The sequence below is a fragment of the Polynucleobacter sp. AP-Reno-20A-A9 genome (genome assembly GCF_018882085.1).
Lineage (GTDB): Bacteria > Pseudomonadota > Gammaproteobacteria > Burkholderiales > Burkholderiaceae > Polynucleobacter.
The window spans coordinates 118,402-137,505 of the sequence record NZ_JACVPB010000002.1; the positions used below are offsets into that span (position 1 = coordinate 118,402).

The following is a 19,104-nucleotide window of genomic DNA, read 5'->3' on the forward strand; positions in this document are numbered from 1 at the left end:
TTCACGCATGAGCAGCAAAATCTTTTCAGTTTGTATTTTTTTTGTATTGGGGGCGACACTTGCCGCTATTGCTGAACTACCTTATGGCGGTTGGCTTCAGATCCCCGTTCTCAGCCTTCTCTGGTGGCGCCTTGATGATCAGCGGTCTACCTCCTTCAAAAAACAATTTCTCTTAGGCCTCTCATTTGGCATTGCTTATTTTGTAGTGGGTCTATGGTGGCTTTATATCAGTCTCCATGATGTTGGTGGAATGAGCGCACCACTTGCTTGCATGGGCGTATTTTTACTTTCGGCTTATGTAGCACTGTATTTCTCATTGGCAATACTGGCTATTCCACTGTTTAAAAAGAATCGCTTATTTGGCCTACTGTTGGCAGCGAGTTGGGTTCTTGCAGAATTTCTGCGAGGCTATATCTTCACCGGATTTCCTTGGATGGGCTTTGCGGAAACCCAGTTCAATGGACCATTCGCACCAGTAGCCCCTTTCTTTGGCGGTCTAGCTTGCACCTTTTTGGCGGTGTGGACTTCTTGGGAAATTTACCAAGCTCGCAAGCATTTAGTTTCTAGCGTGCTCCTAATCTTGGCTGTCATTGGCATCTCTCAAAGTGCTGGTTTATTTACTTTCACGAAACCAGTTGGAGAGCCGATTAGCGTTCGCTTAATTCAGGGTAACTTTGAACAAAGTCTGAAATTTAATCCACAGGCTATTAGCAAGCAAATTGATTTCTATGCCGGAGAAATTACTAAAGAGGCGTCTAACCTCATCATCATTCCTGAGACTGCGTTTCCATGGCCGCTGCCTAACTTACCGATTGGTCTATTGAATTACTTACAAGATTTTTCCAATAAAAGTAGTAGCAACATTCTGCTTGGATTAATCGGCGAAGTGCCAGGGGAAGACGGCATGCAGTACTCGAATCGCGCCACTGGACTGTCACCGAATGCATTGCCCTATCAATACGATAAAGCCCACCTCGTCCCATTTGGAGAATTTATTCCCCCAGGCTTTCAGTGGTTCGTCAAAGCCTTTCATGTACCCATGAGTGACTTTGCAAGAGGAAAACTAGACCAATCTCCTTTTACGATTGTGCGCAAGGATCAAGAAGACATTCATGCGGCAATCACGATTTGCTATGAAGATGTCTTTGGCGGTGAGCTTGCCTCTCGTATTCAACACAGCGATAAGCCAGTAAACCTACTCATCAATATGACCAATCTGGCCTGGTTTGGTGAATCCCAAGCATCCACTCAACAACTTAGGCTTTCACAGCTGCGCTCACTAGAAACTGGGCTTCCTGCCTTGCGTGCCACCAACACAGGGATTACTGCGGTTCTTGGTCCTGATGGCAAAGTACTCAAAGCACTCCCGGAGTTTGCCCAAACAACCCTTAGCACCCAGGTGCAGGCCTATTCTGGAAAAACGCCTTATGTCATTTGGGGTAATTTGCCGATTTTGGGTATTTCTTGCCTACTGCTGCTCTGGGGTCTGATTCAGCGTAGACGTTTTTAAGCATTTTTAACTCTCGAGTGCTCTAGCCATGTAAAATCAATGGCTTAGCCAGGTTAATCATGCTTACTTTTCAGCAAATCATACTCAAACTTCAAGATTATTGGGACCAACAAGGTTGTGCCCTATTGCAACCTATCGACCTCGAGGTTGGTGCCGGTACATCGCACACTGCGACCTTCTTGCGCGCCATTGGTCCAGAACCTTGGAAGGCAGCTTACGTTCAGCCGTCCCGCCGGCCTAAAGACGGTCGCTATGGTGAAAACCCAAATCGCTTGCAACACTACTATCAATATCAAGTTGTTCTTAAACCAGCACCTGAAAACATTCTCGACCTTTACTTGGGATCTCTTGCCGCTTTAGGTTTAGACCTTAAAGAGAATGATGTTCGCTTTGTAGAAGACGATTGGGAAAACCCAACACTAGGAGCATGGGGTCTTGGCTGGGAGGTTTGGCTCAATGGTATGGAAGTAACGCAGTTCACTTACTTCCAGCAAGTAGGTGGTCTAGATTGCAAACCAGTTCTTGGTGAAATCACTTACGGCATCGAACGTTTAGCAATGTATATCCAGAGCTGCTCTAACGTCTACGACTTAGTGTGGGCTGATGGCATCTCTTATGGTGATGTGTATCACCAGAATGAAGTGGAGCAGTCTTGTTACAACTTTGAACACTCTAATGCAGATTTACTCTTTGCTAACTTTACAAACTACGAGAGTGAAGCCAAGCGTTTAATGGAAGTACCACTAGCGCTACCTGCTTACGAAATGGTTCTGAAAGCTGCGCACACATTTAACTTACTGGATGCTCGTGGCGCTATCTCGGTCACCGAACGCGCAGCCTATATAGGACGTATTCGCAATCTTTCTCGCGCAGTGGCTCAAGCCTACTTTGAGTCTAGAGAAAAACTGGGTTTCCCAATGTGTCAACGTCAAGCTAAAGCTCAGGCTTAAGCACATCGAGATTTTTGCCTTCCATTTATGAGCACACCTAATTCAAAACCTCAATCAGCGACTTTATTGATCGAGGTATTTACCGAAGAACTGCCACCTAAAACTCTGCGTCGCTTGGGCGATGCGTTTAGCGAAGGCATCTTTGCAGCACTCAAAACAGCCGGTCTAGCATCTGATGCATCTAAAGTAACTGGCTTCGCCACACCACGCCGTTTAGCTGCTCAAGTCACCAATGTTCTTGATCAAGCTCCCGACTACCCTGTGCGGGAAAAATTATTACCTACCAGCATTGCATTTGACGCTGAAGGTAAAGCAACCCCACCACTACTCAAAAAATTAGGTGCTCTTGGGTACGGAGACATTGATCTCGCCACTCTAGAAAAAGCAGGCGAGGGTAAGAATGAAGCGCTGTACCTCAATGTCATTGCTAAAGGTGCTGCACTTGAGCAAACTGCGCAAGCCGCACTTGAGCAAACATTAAGCAAGCTGCCCATTGCAAAAATGATGCACTACCAAGTACTGCGGAAAGATGGTCAATTGGCCGACGTGCAATTTGCTCGCCCCGCCCACCGCATCATTGCGCTACATGGCGCTACCACTTTAAACATCAGTGCTTTAGGTATTGATGCGGCGAATCAAACCGAAGGACATCGTTTCCTAGCGCCTGATCTCATCACTATTTCGAATGCAGACCAATACGAGACTGAGCTCCAATCAAAAGCCAAGATTATTCCCAGCTTTAATCAGCGTCGCTCACAAATCGAGACCGCCCTATTAAAAGCAGCTGGCGATGACTTGGTATTGATGCCAGATAGCCTTCTAGATGAAGTAACAGCCCTTGTTGAGTGGCCGGCCATCTATGAATGCCATTTTGATCAAGAGTTCTTAGAAGTGCCTCAAGAATGCTTAATTCTGACAATGCAAACCAATCAAAAGTACTTTGCGTTAACAGATAAGCAGGGCAAATTACGTAATCGCTTCTTGATTGCTTCTAATATCGAAACAAACAAGCCAGAGGCCATCATCTCAGGCAATGAGCGTGTTGTACGTCCACGCTTATCCGATGCTCGCTTCTTCTTCCAGCAAGATCAAAAGCGCCCATTAGCCTCTCGCGTGGCAGATCTTGGTAAGGTGGTTTATCACAATCAACTAGGCAATCAACTGGATCGCACCAAGCGCGTTCAAGGATTGGCTATAGGTATCGCTAAAAAATTAGGTGCCGATGAAAAGCTGGCTTCCCGTGCCGCAGAAATTGCTAAAACAGATTTACTGACTGATATGGTTGGTGAGTTTCCGGAGTTGCAAGGAATCATGGGGCGTTATTACGCCAACCATGATGGTGAGAATGCGGATGTTGCTAGCGCTTGCAGCGAACACTATATGCCGCGCTTTGCAGGCGATACTTTGCCGCAAACCCAAACTGGCACGATCTTAGCCATCGCCGACAAATTAGAGACACTGGTTGGCATTTGGGGTGTTGGACTTGCCCCTACTGGTGATAAAGACCCGTATGCCCTACGTCGTCATGCCTTAGGTATTTGCCGTTTACTCTTAGAAAAGAATCTTTCGCTCAATTTGCCTGAATTAATTGAATTAGCTCGTGCTCAGTTTCCGCAAACTGATGTACAAGAAAAAGCAAAAGCTGCCGATATCTATGCCTTCATTATTGATCGCTTACGCGCCTATTTACGCGACCAATCGGTTGCCGGCAAAGCATTTACTAGCGCAGAAATTGATGCTGTCCTGAGTCAAGACCCAGCACAAATTAATGATTTGATCGAGCGCTTGACTGCCTTGCGTGAATTTAATGCTCTGGCAGAAGCCGCTCAACTCGCGGCCGCCAATAAGCGTATCAGCAATATTCTGAAGAAAACTACTACCGCTATTCCTACCGCCTGCTCAGAAAAATTACTGCAAATTCCAGCAGAGGCAACACTACACAAAGCATTGGAAGCAGTGACTCCCACCATCAATACTGCTTATGAAAAACGCCAATTTGTTGAACTCTTAAGAGCGCTTGTTGCTTTGAGCGGGCCAATTGATCAATTCTTTGCCGATGTGATGGTCATGGACCCCAATCTTGAGCTACGCGATAACCGCCTTGCTCTCCTGCAACAACTTCACCAGAAAATGAATCTCGTTGCCGATCTCGGCAAATTAGCATGAGCACCAGCTCTACTAAATTAGTCATTCTTGATCGCGATGGCGTGATCAATGAAGATCGCGATGATTATGTGAAGTCAGTAGATGAATGGATCCCCCTCCCAGGAAGTCTGGAGGCAATTGCCTTACTCAATCAAGCAGGCTATCAAATTGCTTTGGCGACCAATCAGTCAGGCCTTTCCAGGGGCTACTTCACAATCAATGATTTACATGCCATGCATAGCAAAATGGAGGCTCTGCTTAAGCCATTGGGCGGCCATATCGATAGCATCTTCTTTTGCCCTCACCAAGACTCACATGAATGTGATTGCCGTAAACCGGCACCAGGCATGATGAAAGAAATCGCATTGCGCTACAAGAAAACGGATAGCATCAAACCGCTGACTGGCGTTCCCATAGTGGGCGATTCTTTACGCGATCTCCAAGCTGGAGTAGCCTTAGGAGCCTCACCTCACCTGGTACTCACCGGCAAGGGTGAAAAAACGCTTGCAAAAGGTGATTTACCGGAAGACACACAAATTCATGCTGATCTACTGGCATTTGCAAATGCACTTTTAGAAAATAAGGTTTAGAACAATCGTGAAATTGATTCGCTCCATCCTCTTTGCCTTATTTTTAGTGATATTTACACCTATTTGGTCAGTGCTATGCATGCTGGCCTTTCCTTTCCTGAGCCCAGAAAACCGCTATACCTTTATTGGACTCTGGAACAAAATCGTTATTGCCTTATTAAAGCCATTGTGCGGCATTCATTATGAAATCCGCGGTATGGAAAATATGCAGGCCGTACTCAATGAACGCGTCATCATCTTAAGCAAACATCAGTCTGCCTACGAAACTATTGCATACATCGCATTACTACCAAAACAACTCTGCTTCGTCTTTAAGCGTGAACTTCTCTGGATTCCTTTCTTCGGTTGGGCTCTGGCGTTACTGAAGATGATCCATATTAATCGCTCTAATAAGCAGACTGCAGCGCATTCTGTAGCAACCCAAGGCCGCAAACGCTTGAGCGAAGGCAAATGGATCATGCTATTTCCAGAAGGCACCAGAACCCCTATTGGGTCAACTAAGCCCTACCGTAAGGGTGGAGCACGTCTTGCAAGTGCGACTGATGCGCTAGTAATTCCGATTGCGCACAATGCGGGTCGTTGCTGGCCGAAAAATAGCTTTATCAAGGAACCGGGCACAGTGATCTTTTCAATTGGGCCTGCGATTAGCTCAACCAATAAGTCAGCAGAAGAGCTCCAGCGGGAAGTAGAAGGTTGGATTGAGGCTGAGATGCGCGTGATTGACCCTAGCGCTTATAAATAATATTAACTGTAGGCAATCAATCGTTACTCAGGATTGATTATGAGGCGAGGATCTTAGCCCATTCAATATAGCGGTCAACAGAAATATCCTGAGCTCTTGCTTTAAGCTCTACCTCTGTCAAACTCAATCTGTCTGAAAAAGCGCTCAAGTTAGTCCGCAACATTTTTCTTCTTTGGGAGAAGGCGGCAGCAACTACTTTTTCTAACGAATTCCATTGCGCATCCGTCAATGTGAAATCCCTTCTCGGGATCATCCGCACTACAGCTGAGTTCACTTTGGGCTGAGGGTCAAAAGCTTCAGGAGGAACCTCTAGCACCAACTCCATATCGTAACGAGCTTGCAGCATGACCGACAGACGACTGAAATCTGAGCTTCCGGCCTTCGCAACCATTCTTTCCACTACCTCAGCTTGCAACATAAATACCTGCTCGTCAATTGAGGCTGCCGCAGAAACCAAATGGAACAACAAAGGTGATGAGATGTTGTATGGCAGATTGCCGACCACTTTACATAAGCCTTGCTTGGTCGATCTATTCTGAGCCCATGTCAAAAAGTCAAACTTGAGAGCATCGCCCTCAATCACTGTGAGGCCTTTAAGATTTTTCTCATTCCAAAAAGCCACTAAATCACGGTCTATCTCTAAAAGATCCAAGTGATCAAGATTACTCAGCAAAGGAAGTGTTAGCGCGCCTAGGCCAGGACCAATCTCAATGACATGCATATCCGCACTGGGATTAATAAGCGCAACAATGGAATAAATAATTCCGTTGTCCTGCAAAAAGTTTTGGCCAAATCGTTTGCGAGCGCGATGCATGTATTAGTCTTGCTTTCGTTGGTTCAGCGCTAACTCATAAGCTAGGCGTAAAGCCTCAAGCATACTGCCTGAGTCAGCCACTCCTTTACCAGCAATATCCAAAGCGGTTCCGTGATCAACTGAGGTTCGGATAATGGGTAACCCCAAAGTGACATTGACGCCATTACCAAAAGTAACGAACTTAAATGGCGCGAGTCCTTGATCGTGATACATCGCAACAAAAGCATCTACTTGTGCAATAGATTCTGGGTCGAACATCGTATCACCAGGATAAGGACCGGAAACATGAATCCCCATCTTTTTAGCCGCTTCAATTGCTGGTGAGATGATGTCAATTTCTTCTCTACCCAAATATCCAGATTCACCTGCGTGAGGATTTAAACCGGCCATTCGAATAATCGGCTTAGTGATTCCGAATTTCTTCTGCAAATCTTGGTTAACGATTTGAATGGTTTCCAATATCAAGTCATAACTCAGTGCTTGCGGAACACTTTTTAAGGGAAGATGGGTTGTGACAAGGGCAACACGCAAGTCTCTAGGTGCCTTGAGCCCCAAAAATCCTATGGGCAAAGGCGCGCACAACATCATCACCACATGAGAAACCTGGCAGCGCTGCGCTAGGTATTCTGTATGCCCTGTAAATGGTGTCCCAGCATCATTAATAATGCTTTTCTGCAGTGGCGCAGTCACCATGGCATCAAAACGCCCTTGCTGACAACCGTCAATTGCCTGATCTAAAAGATTCACTACATACTGTGCGTTTTGCGAATTCAAAGCCCCTGCAATGACAGGTGCTCCCAGTGGGATAGATTCAATTTGTAATCGACTAGACAGGTCTGGGCTAAGGCCCTTTGGCAATAACAATAGCTGATTATTACCTAATAAAGTGATTCGAGCATCTGCATGCACACGTAGAAACTCAAGCGAAGCAGCTAAAGAAACTTCTGGTCCGATACCGGCTGGTTCGCCGGTAGTTACAACGAGATTAACGAGGTGCGCTACTTGCTTCATCTTCCACGTTCAGAATTTTTACAGTTGCGTTATCACGGAGCTCACGCATCCACTCTTGATAAGCTTGATCAAACTTTCTCTCACGGATCGCTGCTCGTGCAAATTGACGTTGCTTCTCAACGGTAAGCTGACCTTCGCGACGGTCCAATACCTGAATCAAGTGCCAACCAAATTCTGATTTAACAGGGTTACTAACCTCACCAATTTGCAAGCGATTCATGGCTTGCTCAAATTCGGGAACCAAATCTCCAGGACTCATCCAACCTAGCTCACCGCCATTTGGTGCAGATCCATCTTCGGAATATTTTTTTGCAAGCTCTGCAAAGTCTGCAGTCTTTGCCCGCACCTGATCACGGTAGCCTTGCAAGCGTCTCTCTGCATCTTGATCGCTTAAACCAGCACGACTGCGCAATAAAATATGGCGAGAAAGGGTTTGTGTAATTGGAATATTTTGCGGTGTAGGTGAGCCAGCATCAGTCGCTGCAGCCTGCTGCGGGGGCGCACTTGCTCCAGCTGCACGGCGATCCAAAACTTTAAGCACATGGTACCCAGCCGGACTTTTCACAACCGTATTGGCAACCTGTCCCCCACCAGTATTACGAATAGCTTCATAAAATAATTGCGGCAAACGGTCGGGAGTGCGATAACCCAACTCTTGAAACTTAATCTTTGGATTCTCTTTTGCAGCCATTGCACCTAACTGCAAGAAGTCAACATCCCCACGAGCATCTTTCAATAGTGTATCTGCCTTCTTTTTTGCGTCAGCTTGAGCACCCGCTCCTGCGCCAGCATCAACAGGAATAAAAATTTGGGCTACATCGATTTCTTCAGGCTCACCTTTGGCGGCTGGTGCTGACCGCGGAGCTCCAGCACCAGCACCAGCAATTGCCCGCGTACGCTCAGCAATGAAGTTATCAATCTCAGCATCTGAGATTTTGAGCTTACCTTCCACTTCTCTTTCGCGATAGCGGGTGATCATGACATCATCGCGCAATAGCTGCTTATAGCGCTCAAATGTAGTGCCAGAGGCCGTTACTTTTGCCTTGAACTCAGCAACCGACAGCTTATTTTTTGCTGCAATATCGCCAATAATCTTGTCTAATTCTTTGTTACTTACAGCAACACCTTCTTGCTCAGCATTCTGCAGTTGAATTTTTTCAAGAATGAGTCTATCCAGAATGGTTTTACGCACAGTGCCATCTTCCGGCAATTTCACACCTTGTTTTTTAAGTGCGGCAATTCTGTCATCAATTTCTTTACGTGTTACATAGCCTGTATTGACGACTGCAGCCACGCCATCGATGTTGCGAATTTTGCTTTCTGAAATAGCATTCGCTTTTGTAGCATCCTGAGCAAATGCAATATTCACAAATAATCCAATACCAATCAAGATGGCATAAACACTCATTTGTTTAAAACGTTTCATACAAAGCATTATTGATAGTTCTCGTATGTTGAGGGTGGTATAGGCTTAGAAGTAGGCATATATCCAGGAACATTAAGCTTCATGATATCAACTGGATTGCTTCCAGCGCTACCAAAGCCCCTAAATTCGACCTGAAAGAGTACCTGGGTGGTGGTTATTTGAGAAGTATTTAAGACCTGAGAGTAAGCGCCACGGAAAGTCCAGCAGTCCCTGCTCCACTCCAATGCCACCAAGCTATTTAAAGTCTTAGTGGTCAAAGCATCATATCCCCAACGCCCCAAAACCGAAATTTCCCGAGTAATTGGCCACTGCCCTGAAATATTGTATTGATCCGTTGTGGTGGAGGAAGGCACGAATGCTTGGTTATTTTGAATAGATGCCTGTACCGGCGGAGACCAAACGTTACGGTAGCCAAAATTTAAACTTCTACCCTGCGTTGGCCGCCAACTTCCGCCAATCGTAGTTTGAACAAATTTATTTAACTGCGTGTTGTATTGGCCAAATACATCCGCACTGAAATTACCAAGCAAGCGAACCGAACCAGAACCCAGAGTATCTGAATAAGTAGTGGGATTCACAATCTTGCCGTTCAAACCAACTCGCTGTCCAGTGAACTGCTGCTTTTGGGCAACGGTTACAGTGGCGCGCTCTGCTCCAGTGCTGGCTTCGATCATACGACTCGTTAAACCAAGTGTGGCTGCATTGTTATCTGCCACACGGTCATTACCAATGAAAGTATTTTCACTAAAGATCTGCGAAACGCCGAAGCCCGCATCAGCGGTATCAAACAAAGGTGTTTGTGATTGATTTTGATAAGGTGTGTAAACATAAAAAGCGCGAGGCTCCATAGTTAACAACATGTCTCGACCGTAGAAGCCTTTCAATTCAGCTGCATCTCTTTCAAATGCCAATCCAGAATCCAAACTGAATGTAGGGATGGTGAAGCCTTGCGCTACAGGCGCGCCACCAGTTGCAAAAGGGGTGGCGTTATACGTGTTCGACTGAAAGCTCATCTTTGGGGTGATGTAATAGCCCGGTGTGATCTGAGGCAACGCCATCGCGCCTTTAACGACTGTTCGATCAGCCTGACTGTAAACACCAGGCGCAGTAGAAGCCAAGTTACCGCCAATGTTGTATGAGAACCTTGTGTAATCTGTAGAGAATGTGGTTGCCGGTCCAGTAGGCAAAGTAACGTACTTACCGCTGGTATCAGCCACTGCCGGAGTCAGGCGGTTGTTATAGGCGGCTGTAATGTTTGGCAATACGTTGTATGGGGCTTGAACTAACGCAGTTGGATCTGGTTGCAAAGTTTGGAATGTTAAGGCTCTAGCGGACACATTCCAATTGCTCAAGCTACCAGTCAATCCTTTGGTGGTTCCCACCTCTTGGCGATACTGACTCGTAACCGCTCCAGCAATACTTTGTGAGAAATCGGTCGGATACAAATTATCCGATACCCGCGACATATTGGCGTAACCGGTCCAAGAGCCCGGGAGCGGTATTCCGCCTGGAGCGACGCCACCACTAAATACTTGTCGCTGCTGCCAGTCATAACGCCAACGGTCAGTTCCGGTCTTATTGTCATGCGCAAGATAGTCGCCACCCAAGCTACCGGTGTACTTGCTTTCCATAAATCGGTAGCTTGCACCCACCTGCAGGCCTCGCTCACTCATATAACGTGGAAGAATGAGCAAATCTCTATTGGGCGCAATATTGACGTAATAAGGCTGCGTAATGTCAAAGCCATTATTGGAGTTGTATCCAGCCACCGGCGCCAAGATACCCGAACGACGCTCATTGGAAGTAGGGGCAGTAAAGTAAGGAACATATGCAATAGGCACGTCAAAGAAGCGCATCACGCCATGGGTACCAACCATCTCTTTTTGCTCATTATCAATTTCTAAAGTACTGGCCGAAAAATACCAATCCATATTTTGCGGTGTACATGTCGTGTACGTTGCCTTATCAAAAACAAAAATATCTGAGTTTTCAATAGTGAGTTTTCTGGCTGTGCCATTTCCGCGCGTATCCCGCAGTTCATACGAAGGCATTTCCATTTCACCCTCACGTGCATCTACTTTAAATTTGGCAGCTGGCCCCTTAAAAGTAGTATTGCCTTTAGTTAACTCTGCGTTACCTACGAGATCGGCAATATCAGTATCAGGGTCATAAATAATCTCATCAGCTTTAATCACTCCGCCATTACGACGCATTTGTGCGCGACCTTTGAGCTTCATCTTTCTATCAACGACACCATCAATAGAGTCACTTGAAGTAAAAGTGAGTGCCTTACTATCATCTAGCGGAAGCCCAACTCGCAGTTGATCATCCAACTTTAAAACGGTGACATTGCCACGATCTGGCAATAAAACGGCATTAGCATTAGCTTGTGCATTTGCGGGCAAAGGAGCAGGCGCTTGAGCATGCCCATTGAGGGCAAATTGAAGCAATGCCACCCCCATCATTACGCGCAGGGTTACATGCAAAAAAAGAGGGGCGCAAAGGCCAGCGCAACGGCGATAATGACTCATAGTTCCAGACCCGCCTTATTATACGAATCGACCATGACTGACCCACGCTTAAATACCCTCCGTAACTGGCTAAAAGCCCTAGAAGCAAGCTGGCAATTAGATCTCGACTCTTTGGCGCCGGCCTCGGCTGATGCCAGCTTTCGACGCTATTTTCGAATTGAGTCCAAAAACCCCAATTTTGGGACTTTGATCGTGATGGATGCCCCGCCCCAACATGAGCCTTTGGACGCCTTCATAAAAGTCGATTTATTGCTTTCAGAGGCAGGCTTAAATGTGCCAAAAATCCTAGAGAAAAATCTTGCTGAAGGCTTCTTGCTCTTAAATGATTTGGGTACCAAAACCTACTTAGCTGAACTTAACAATGAGACGGCTGATCATCTTTATAAAGATGCGACCCATGCTCTCGTGCTCATGCAATTGGCGAGTAAACCAGATGTATTGCCCAATTACGATGAGGCTCTTTTGCAAAGAGAGTTAGATTTACTACCTGAGTGGTATTTAAGGAAGCATCTCAATATTGCACTTAATGAGCAGCAAACAGAACAGCTCAAAAAATCTTTTGAACTCATTATTGAGAATAACCTAGCGCAAGCCAAAGTGTATGTTCACCGCGACTACCATTCTCGTAACTTGATGGTGACTGAAAAAAATAATCCTGGAGTGATTGACTTTCAGGATGCAGTTTATGGGCCCATTACTTATGATGCCTCTTCACTGTGGCGCGATGCTTATATTGCATGGCCAGAAGAACGTGTGATTGACTGGGTGATTAAATTTTGGGAAGAAGGTCGCAAAGCAGGATTGCCAATGCCAAATGATTTTGGACAGTTTTATCGTGATTTTGAATGGATGGGTTTACAGCGCCACCTTAAAGTCTTAGGTATTTTTGCAAGACTCTTTCATCGCGATGGCAAGGATGGCTATCTTAAGGATATCCCGCTCGTACTGGAGTACGCTATTGCGACCGCTAATCGTTATATTGAATTAAAACCATTGGCCCGAATTTTGGAATCTACCCGTATTAATCAAACGTAATTCACAAGCCATGAGTCAGCTTAAACCCATACCTTGTTTTTTACTAGCGGCTGGACGCGGTGAGCGCATGCGGCCTCTTACGGATGAATTACCCAAGCCTTTACTCAGTATTCAAAAAAAATCTTTGCTGGAGTGGCATTTGGAAGCGCTGGCAAAGGCAAGGATTCAGGATGTCGTCATTAATCATGCTTGGTTGGGTGAAAAAATTGAGGCAGCCCTAGGTAATGGAGAGCAATTTGGTCTTCGCATTCAATACTCCCCCGAAGGCAGCGCCCTGGAAACCGCGGGGGGCATTTGCAAGGCACTCCCCATCATTGCACCAGAAGACTACTTCTTAGTCATTAATGGGGATGTATTTAGCCCGAACTTACCGATTGCCCAGTTATTGGAAACAGCCTCCAAAATGCGCATGGATGCCAGCAGGCCTTTGGCACACCTATTAATGGTCCCCAACCCAGTCCAGCACCCCGAGGGTGATTTTTATCTCCAAGGCACATCCGTTAGTAATACAGGGTTCAGCGGCGCTGAAAAGCTCACCTTTTCGGGAATAGGGATTTATCACAAAGCTTTATTTAAAGGCCTGGTATTCGGGGCTCCAGCCAAGCTCGCGCCCCTCTTAAGAACTGCAATGGAGCAAAATAAAGTGTCTGGTGAAAAATATCTCGGTCCATGGCACGATGTAGGCACACCACAACGCTTACGAGAGCTTAATGCAGCATATGAATAAAACGAATATTTATCAGCTTCGTAGAAACCAATTAGCAGAGCAAATCTTTACCAAGACTGGCGGAGGCATTGCCGTCATCTCAACAGCCCCTGAGCTTGCTCGCAACCGTGACAGTGAGTTTCCTTATCGCCACGATAGTGACTTTTACTACTTAACGGGTTTTGAAGAGCCAGGCGCAACACTCGTCATGAAGGTTGGAGGCAATGGAAAAAACTTCCAACTGCAATCCTACTTATTTTGCAGGCCCAAAGATTCTGAACGAGAAATTTGGGACGGTATCCGCCTTGGCCCTGAAGCAGCACCAGAAGCTTTGGGCATTGAATACGCTCATAGCAATCAAGAGCTAGACCAAAAACTGGGTGACCTATTAGCCGATCAAGATGCAGTCTATATTCGCCTTGCTGAGAGTGCTGAAGCAGATAGACGTCTGCGTCACTGGATGAAACAAGTGCGTGGACAAGCGCGTTCTGGGGTAAATCCACCATCAGAATTTCATGATGTTGAGACACTGATTCATGAAATGCGTTTATTTAAAGATGCGCATGAAATTGACATCATGCGTCGCGCCGCGGCCATCTCTGCTCGTGCCCATATCCGCGCCATGCAAATCTGTAAGCCTGGCATGTGTGAATATCAACTTGAAGCTGAATTACTTCATGAGTTCCGTAATAGTGGTGCGCAAAGCGTTGCGTACAACAGCATTGTTGCTGGTGGCGCAAATTCTTGCATTCTTCACTATCGCGCCGGCTCAACCGAATTACGTAGTGGCGAGCTTTGCCTGATTGATGCGGGATGTGAACTTGATGGCTATGCATCAGATATCACACGCACCTTCCCGGTCAATGGAAAATTTACAGGGCCTCAACGCGCCTTGTATGACATCACATTAGCTGCACAAGAAGCCGCAATTTCTCTGACTAAACCTGGCAACACATTTATGCAGCCACATGAGGCAGCACTTAAAGTGCTTACCCAAGGCCTGCTGGATGAAAAGCTATTGAAGCTTTCAGAGGTAGGATCGCTTGATAGCGCTATTGAAACGGGCGCCTATCGTCGTTTCTATATGCACCGCACCTCCCACTGGTTAGGCATGGATGTTCATGATGTGGGCTCCTACCGTGAAGCTAGCCAAAATTCATCAAGTGAAGAAAAGCCTTGGCGCATTCTGAAGAGTGGCATGGTGATTACGGTGGAACCAGGCCTATACGTCAGACCTGCAGATGATATTGATGAGGCATTTTGGAATATTGGCATTCGCATTGAAGATGACGCTGTCATCAATGATTCAGGATGTGAGTTAATTTCTCGTGGCGTACCTGTCAATGCCGATGAAATTGAAGCACTCATGAAGAATGCTTAAGGTCGCTCCAATAAAAATGAATCCATCTAGTTGCGATATCTTGATTCAGGGTGGCGGCCCGGTTGGGCTCGCCTGTGCCGCATGGACCTTGCAGAAATTTCCTGAAGCAAAGATTATTTTGCTTGATCGTAATCCGGTAAACGATGAGGATCTTGCAGCTGCTGACACTAGAGGCATTGCTCTCTCCCACGGCAGCAAACTCTTACTTGATACGATTAATGCATGGCCAAAAGAGTTCGCTGAAATTCATCGGGTACATGTTTCACAAACGGGCCGCTTTGGCCGCGCACTCATGACGCGTGAAGAGCTCAAGCAAGATGCATTGGGACACATCATTCGCTATCGCGATATTCATATAACGCTACGCCAAGCCTTGCGGGCCATTCAAGCAAAGAGCCCCAACTTCGTTTGGCAGCACATCAATAAAGACACTGAAGAACATCATATCCACGCCAAATGCATAGTGCATGCTGAAGGTGGTTTATTTAAGACCCAAGACTGGGTTGAATCTGGACGGGACTATGGGCAGTCAGCCCTCGTAGGCTTAGTTGAAGTTGAGAATGCGGTACCTCATCAAGCTTGGGAGCGCTTTACTGCCGAAGGCCCTTTAGCAGTTTTACCAAGTCACTATGGATCCAATATTTTGAATCTGATTTGGTGCGGCTCACCAGAATCGTCGCAGCATCGTTTGCAATTGAGTGAAGCCAATTTCTTAGTGGAACTACAAAAAGAATTTGGTTCACGTATAGGTCGCTTTCTAAAAATTCAAGATCGTCGTTTATATGAACTGGGCTTGAACTATCGCAAAGAAATTACAAAAGATAATGAAGTTTGGATTGGTAATGCCGCTCAAACTTTGCATCCTGTAGCAGGCCAAGGTTTGAACTTGGGATTACGAGATGCCTTCTTACTGTCAGAGAAGTTAGTTGAGGTATTTTCTGGGGCCGCAGAGAAACAATCCCCAGCAGATGTCCAAAATACACTGCAGAGTTATGCGCAAAGTCGCAAAGTGGATAGAAAAACCACAATTGGTCTTACAGACTTTATGGCTAGAGTATTTACATCCAATTTAGCTCCAGTTGTTGCAGCCCGTGGATTGGCTTTAAGCGCCCTTCAGTGGTTTCCACCAGTCAAGACGGCCTTAGCTCGCCAGATGATGTTTGGTAGGCGCTAAAGGGCTTAAATTGCCCCCAAAACATAAGCATTCTCCGTTTGATCTGTAACAAGCAATCTGCCTAAAAAATAGGCAGATTTGGGTCTGACTGTGCTAAAGTGTCATGCTTCCCGCACATGCCCTTTTAGATGAACATTGGTCCTCACCTCCTCGCAAATAAGTTATTTGTGGCCCCTATGGCTGGGGTAACGGATCGCCCATTTAGACAGCTTTGTAAGAAGCTGGGTGCCGGGTATGCAGTTTCTGAAATGGTGGCCTCAAATGCCCTGCTTTGGAAAAGCGAAAAGACACAACGTCGCGCGAACCATGTTGGTGAATTCAAGCCGATTGCCGTTCAAATTGCCGGCGCTGATCCAGCAATGATGGCGGCAGCGGCAAAAATCAACGTAGATCACGGTGCCCAGATTATCGATATCAATATGGGATGCCCTGCAAAGAAAGTTTGTAATGTTGCAGCTGGCTCTGCATTGCTGCGCGATGAACCTTTAGTGCAACAAATTCTAGAAGCAGTTGTGAATGCTGTTGGCATCGGACCAGATGCAGTACCAGTTACTTTGAAAATTCGTACGGGCTGGGATCGCGAACATAAGAATGCTATTGAAATAGCGCGCCTTGCAGAAAAATCTGGAATCTCCATGTTGACGGTCCATGGCCGTACGAGAGCAGACCTGTACCACGGTGAAGCAGAGTACGAAACCATTACCGCAGTCAAAAATAGTGTGGGCATTCCGGTGGTGGCTAACGGCGATATCACCAGCCCAGAAAAGGCAGAGCAAGTATTAAAGATTACTGGTGCCGATGCCATCATGATTGGTCGCGCTGCTCAAGGTCGCCCTTGGATCTTCCGTGAAATCAATCACTATCTTGAAACTGGTGGCAAGCTGCCAACCCCTGAGATCAATGAGATCCAGGCAATCATGAACGCCCACCTTTTAGATCACTACGAGTTTTATGGGGAGCACATTGGCCTTCGTACCGCCCGCAAACATATTGGCTGGTACTGCAAAGGTTTGCGTGACTCTCATGCGTTTCGCCAGCGCATGAATACCGCCGATGACTGCAAAACCCAACTTCAAATGGTCAATGCTTATTTTGACGAGATGAAATCCCATTCCGACCGCTTGTTATTTTTAGAAGCGGCGTAGTTCTAACCTTATTTAGTTTTCTTATTTTTACTTTTTAGTTTTTGCATTGATAGATTTTTATGACCAATAAGCACCCGATTACCGAATGTATTGAAACCCAACTGCAGGGATACCTGAATGACCTCAAAGGAACGGCGCCGACTGATATCTATGACATGGTATTGGCTGTTGTTGAAAAACCAATGTTGGAATTAGTAATGCAGCATGCCAAGCAAAATCAATCACTGGCAGCGCAGTATCTGGGCATTAATCGCAACACCCTTCACAAGAAGTTGGTTGAGCATCAACTACTGAAGTAAATATCAGCAACAAAACAACAAAGTCATTTTCTAATTAAATCCTCCGAAAACTATGATCCGTACAGCACTCCTCTCCGTCTCCGATAAAAATGGCATCGTGCCTTTTGCTAAAGCTCTCCACGAACAAGGCATTAAGCTCATTTCTACTGGCGGCACAGCAAAACTCTTGGCTGAAAACAATCTGCCTGTTGTCGAAGTTTCTTCCCTAACGAAATTTCCGGAGATGCTAGATGGTCGCGTAAAGACGCTTCACCCTATGGTGCATGGCGGCTTATTGGCTCGTAGAGATTTTCCGGAGCATATGGCGGCCTTGAAAGAGCATGGTATTGATACTATTGATATGCTCGTCATTAATCTTTACCCCTTCAATCAGACTGTTGCCAAGGAAAGCTGCTCATTCGAAGATGCCGTTGAAAACATTGATATCGGCGGCCCAGCGATGTTACGTGCAGCAGCTAAAAATCACCAGGACGTTACGGTATTGATCTCACCAGAAGATTACGCTCCTGTCTTAGCCGAAATGAAGGCCAACAAGAATGTCGTTTCTTACAAAACCAATTTGGCCTTAGCGAAAAAAGTATTTGCCCATACCGCACAATACGATGGTGCGATTGCTAACTATCTCTCAGCATTAGGTGATGATCTCGATCACAAAGCCCGTTCTGCCTATCCCGAAACTTTGCACCTTGCCTTCGAAAAAGTCCAAGAGATGCGTTACGGCGAGAATCCACACCAGTCTGCAGCGTTCTACAAAGATATTTACCCAGTCGATGGCGCACTAGCCAATTACAAGCAGTTGCAAGGGAAAGAACTCTCTTATAACAATATTGCTGATGCAGACTCTGCTTGGGAATGCGTTAAGAGCTTTACCGGCAACGCCGGTGGCGCTGCAGCCTGCGTCATTATTAAGCACGCCAATCCTTGTGGCGTAGCTGTTGGCGCCTCAGCCCTTGAAGCCTATCAAAAAGCCTTCAAGACTGATCCAAGCTCTGCATTTGGCGGCATCATTGCCTTCAACGTACCTTGCGATGGCGCAGCCGCTGAAGCCATCTCTAAACAGTTTGTCGAAGTATTGATCGCCCCCAGCTTTAGCGATGAGGCGAAAGCGATCTTTGCGGCCAAGCAAAATGTACGCCTTCTAGAAATTCCATTGGGTACTGCATTTAATGTCTTTGATTTCAAGCGCGTTGGCGGTGGTTTGCTCGTGCAGTCCCCAGACGCTAAAAATGTTCTAGAAAGTGAAATGCGCGTTGTCAGCAAACGTCTACCAACCCCAAGCGAGATGCACGACATGATGTTTGCATGGCGTGTTGCTAAGTTTGTTAAATCAAATGCGATTGTGTATTGCGCGAACGGTATGACACTCGGCATCGGCGCAGGGCAAATGAGCCGCGTAGACTCTGCGCGTATGGCTAGTATCAAGGCTGAGAACGCTGGTTTAAGTCTTAAAGGCTCAGCAGTAGCAAGTGATGCCTTCTTCCCATTCCGCGATGGCTTAGATGTCGTTGTGAATGGTGGCGCCAGCTGCGCTATCCAACCGGGCGGCAGCATGCGTGATGATGAAATCATTGCGGCAGCAAACGAACATGGCATTGCCATGATTTTTACTGGCACACGTCACTTCCGTCACTAAGAAAATAAGAGG

Annotated in this window: 16 protein-coding genes; 12 read left to right on the forward strand and 4 right to left on the reverse strand. The window is 46.3% G+C overall.

What is annotated here, in order from left to right; all coding sequences use genetic code 11:
• The first annotated feature begins 7 nt into the window (after nt 1-7).
• The 5 genes from lnt to ICN39_RS02295 are packed head-to-tail and all read left to right on the forward strand — an operon-like array spanning nt 8 to nt 5,937.
• Complete coding sequence (gene lnt, locus ICN39_RS02275) at nt 8-1,510, forward strand: apolipoprotein N-acyltransferase (RefSeq protein WP_216232511.1); 1,503 nt, start codon at nt 8-10, stop codon at nt 1,508-1,510.
• A 59-nt stretch (nt 1,511-1,569) separates the two neighbouring features.
• Nucleotides 1,570-2,460, forward strand: coding sequence for a glycine--tRNA ligase subunit alpha (gene glyQ / locus ICN39_RS02280; RefSeq protein WP_216232512.1), 891 nt, complete (start codon nt 1,570-1,572; stop codon nt 2,458-2,460).
• 27 nt (nt 2,461-2,487) lie between these two features.
• Complete coding sequence (gene glyS / locus ICN39_RS02285) at nt 2,488-4,626, forward strand: glycine--tRNA ligase subunit beta (RefSeq protein WP_216232513.1); 2,139 nt, start codon at nt 2,488-2,490, stop codon at nt 4,624-4,626.
• Nucleotides 4,623-5,195 (forward strand): D-glycero-beta-D-manno-heptose 1,7-bisphosphate 7-phosphatase, encoded by a 573-nt coding sequence (gene gmhB, locus ICN39_RS02290; RefSeq protein WP_216232514.1) that lies wholly within the window; start codon nt 4,623-4,625, stop codon nt 5,193-5,195. The genes glyS and gmhB overlap by 4 nt, the downstream gene beginning before the upstream one ends.
• A 7-nt stretch (nt 5,196-5,202) precedes the next feature.
• Nucleotides 5,203-5,937, forward strand: coding sequence for a 1-acyl-sn-glycerol-3-phosphate acyltransferase (locus ICN39_RS02295; RefSeq protein WP_215362160.1), 735 nt, complete (start codon nt 5,203-5,205; stop codon nt 5,935-5,937).
• 37 nt (nt 5,938-5,974) lie between these two features.
• Here the strand turns inward: ICN39_RS02295 and rsmA are convergent, their stop codons facing one another.
• Genes rsmA through ICN39_RS02315 form a run of 4 tightly spaced genes read right to left on the reverse strand, consistent with a single transcriptional unit; the run spans nt 5,975 to nt 11,719 of the window.
• A complete protein-coding gene (gene rsmA / locus ICN39_RS02300) occupies nt 5,975-6,751 on the reverse strand; it encodes a 16S rRNA (adenine(1518)-N(6)/adenine(1519)-N(6))-dimethyltransferase RsmA (RefSeq protein WP_216232515.1) in 777 nt (258 codons plus the stop codon).
• Between the two features lie 3 nt (nt 6,752-6,754).
• The gene (pdxA, locus tag ICN39_RS02305) at nt 6,755-7,762 is read right to left on the reverse strand and encodes a 4-hydroxythreonine-4-phosphate dehydrogenase PdxA (RefSeq protein ID WP_216232516.1); all 1,008 of its coding nucleotides are present in this window, start codon (nt 7,760-7,762) and stop codon (nt 6,755-6,757) included.
• Nucleotides 7,737-9,188: a peptidylprolyl isomerase gene (locus ICN39_RS02310; protein ID WP_255532251.1), complete on the reverse strand. Its 1,452-nt coding sequence runs from the start codon at nt 9,186-9,188 to the stop codon at nt 7,737-7,739. Before ICN39_RS02310 ends, pdxA begins: the two co-directional genes overlap by 26 nt.
• A gap of 8 nt (nt 9,189-9,196) precedes the next feature.
• Entirely contained in the window at nt 9,197-11,719 is a 2,523-nt protein-coding gene (locus ICN39_RS02315; protein WP_216232518.1) for an LPS-assembly protein LptD, read from the reverse strand.
• Nucleotides 11,720-11,752: 33 nt separating this feature from the next.
• Here ICN39_RS02315 and ICN39_RS02320 point away from each other — a divergent pair, with 33 nt between their 5' ends.
• The 7 genes from ICN39_RS02320 (at nt 11,753) to purH (ending at nt 19,092) form a co-directional block, all read left to right on the forward strand.
• The gene (locus ICN39_RS02320) at nt 11,753-12,754 is read left to right on the forward strand and encodes an aminoglycoside phosphotransferase family protein (protein WP_216232519.1); all 1,002 of its coding nucleotides are present in this window, start codon (nt 11,753-11,755) and stop codon (nt 12,752-12,754) included.
• 10 nt (nt 12,755-12,764) lie between these two features.
• The gene (murU, locus tag ICN39_RS02325) at nt 12,765-13,481 is read left to right on the forward strand and encodes an N-acetylmuramate alpha-1-phosphate uridylyltransferase MurU (RefSeq protein WP_216232520.1); all 717 of its coding nucleotides are present in this window, start codon (nt 12,765-12,767) and stop codon (nt 13,479-13,481) included.
• On the forward strand, nt 13,474-14,841 hold the full coding sequence (gene pepP, locus ICN39_RS02330) for a Xaa-Pro aminopeptidase (RefSeq protein ID WP_255532252.1): 1,368 nt from the start codon (nt 13,474-13,476) through the stop codon (nt 14,839-14,841). Before murU ends, pepP begins: the two co-directional genes overlap by 8 nt.
• A gap of 16 nt (nt 14,842-14,857) precedes the next feature.
• Nucleotides 14,858-16,015 carry an FAD-dependent monooxygenase gene (locus ICN39_RS02335; RefSeq protein ID WP_216232522.1) on the forward strand — a complete coding sequence of 386 codons (1,158 nt, stop codon included), beginning with the start codon at nt 14,858-14,860 and terminating at the stop codon, nt 16,013-16,015.
• 128 nt (nt 16,016-16,143) lie between these two features.
• Nucleotides 16,144-17,160, forward strand: a complete 1,017-nt coding sequence (gene dusB, locus ICN39_RS02340) for a tRNA dihydrouridine synthase DusB (protein ID WP_216232523.1) — start codon at nt 16,144-16,146, stop codon at nt 17,158-17,160.
• A 59-nt stretch (nt 17,161-17,219) separates the two neighbouring features.
• Complete coding sequence (locus tag ICN39_RS02345; RefSeq protein ID WP_072582732.1) at nt 17,220-17,459, forward strand: helix-turn-helix domain-containing protein; 240 nt, start codon at nt 17,220-17,222, stop codon at nt 17,457-17,459.
• Nucleotides 17,460-17,511: 52 nt separating this feature from the next.
• Nucleotides 17,512-19,092: a bifunctional phosphoribosylaminoimidazolecarboxamide formyltransferase/IMP cyclohydrolase gene (gene purH / locus ICN39_RS02350; protein WP_216232524.1), complete on the forward strand. Its 1,581-nt coding sequence runs from the start codon at nt 17,512-17,514 to the stop codon at nt 19,090-19,092.
• The last annotated feature ends 12 nt before the right edge of the window (nt 19,093-19,104 follow it).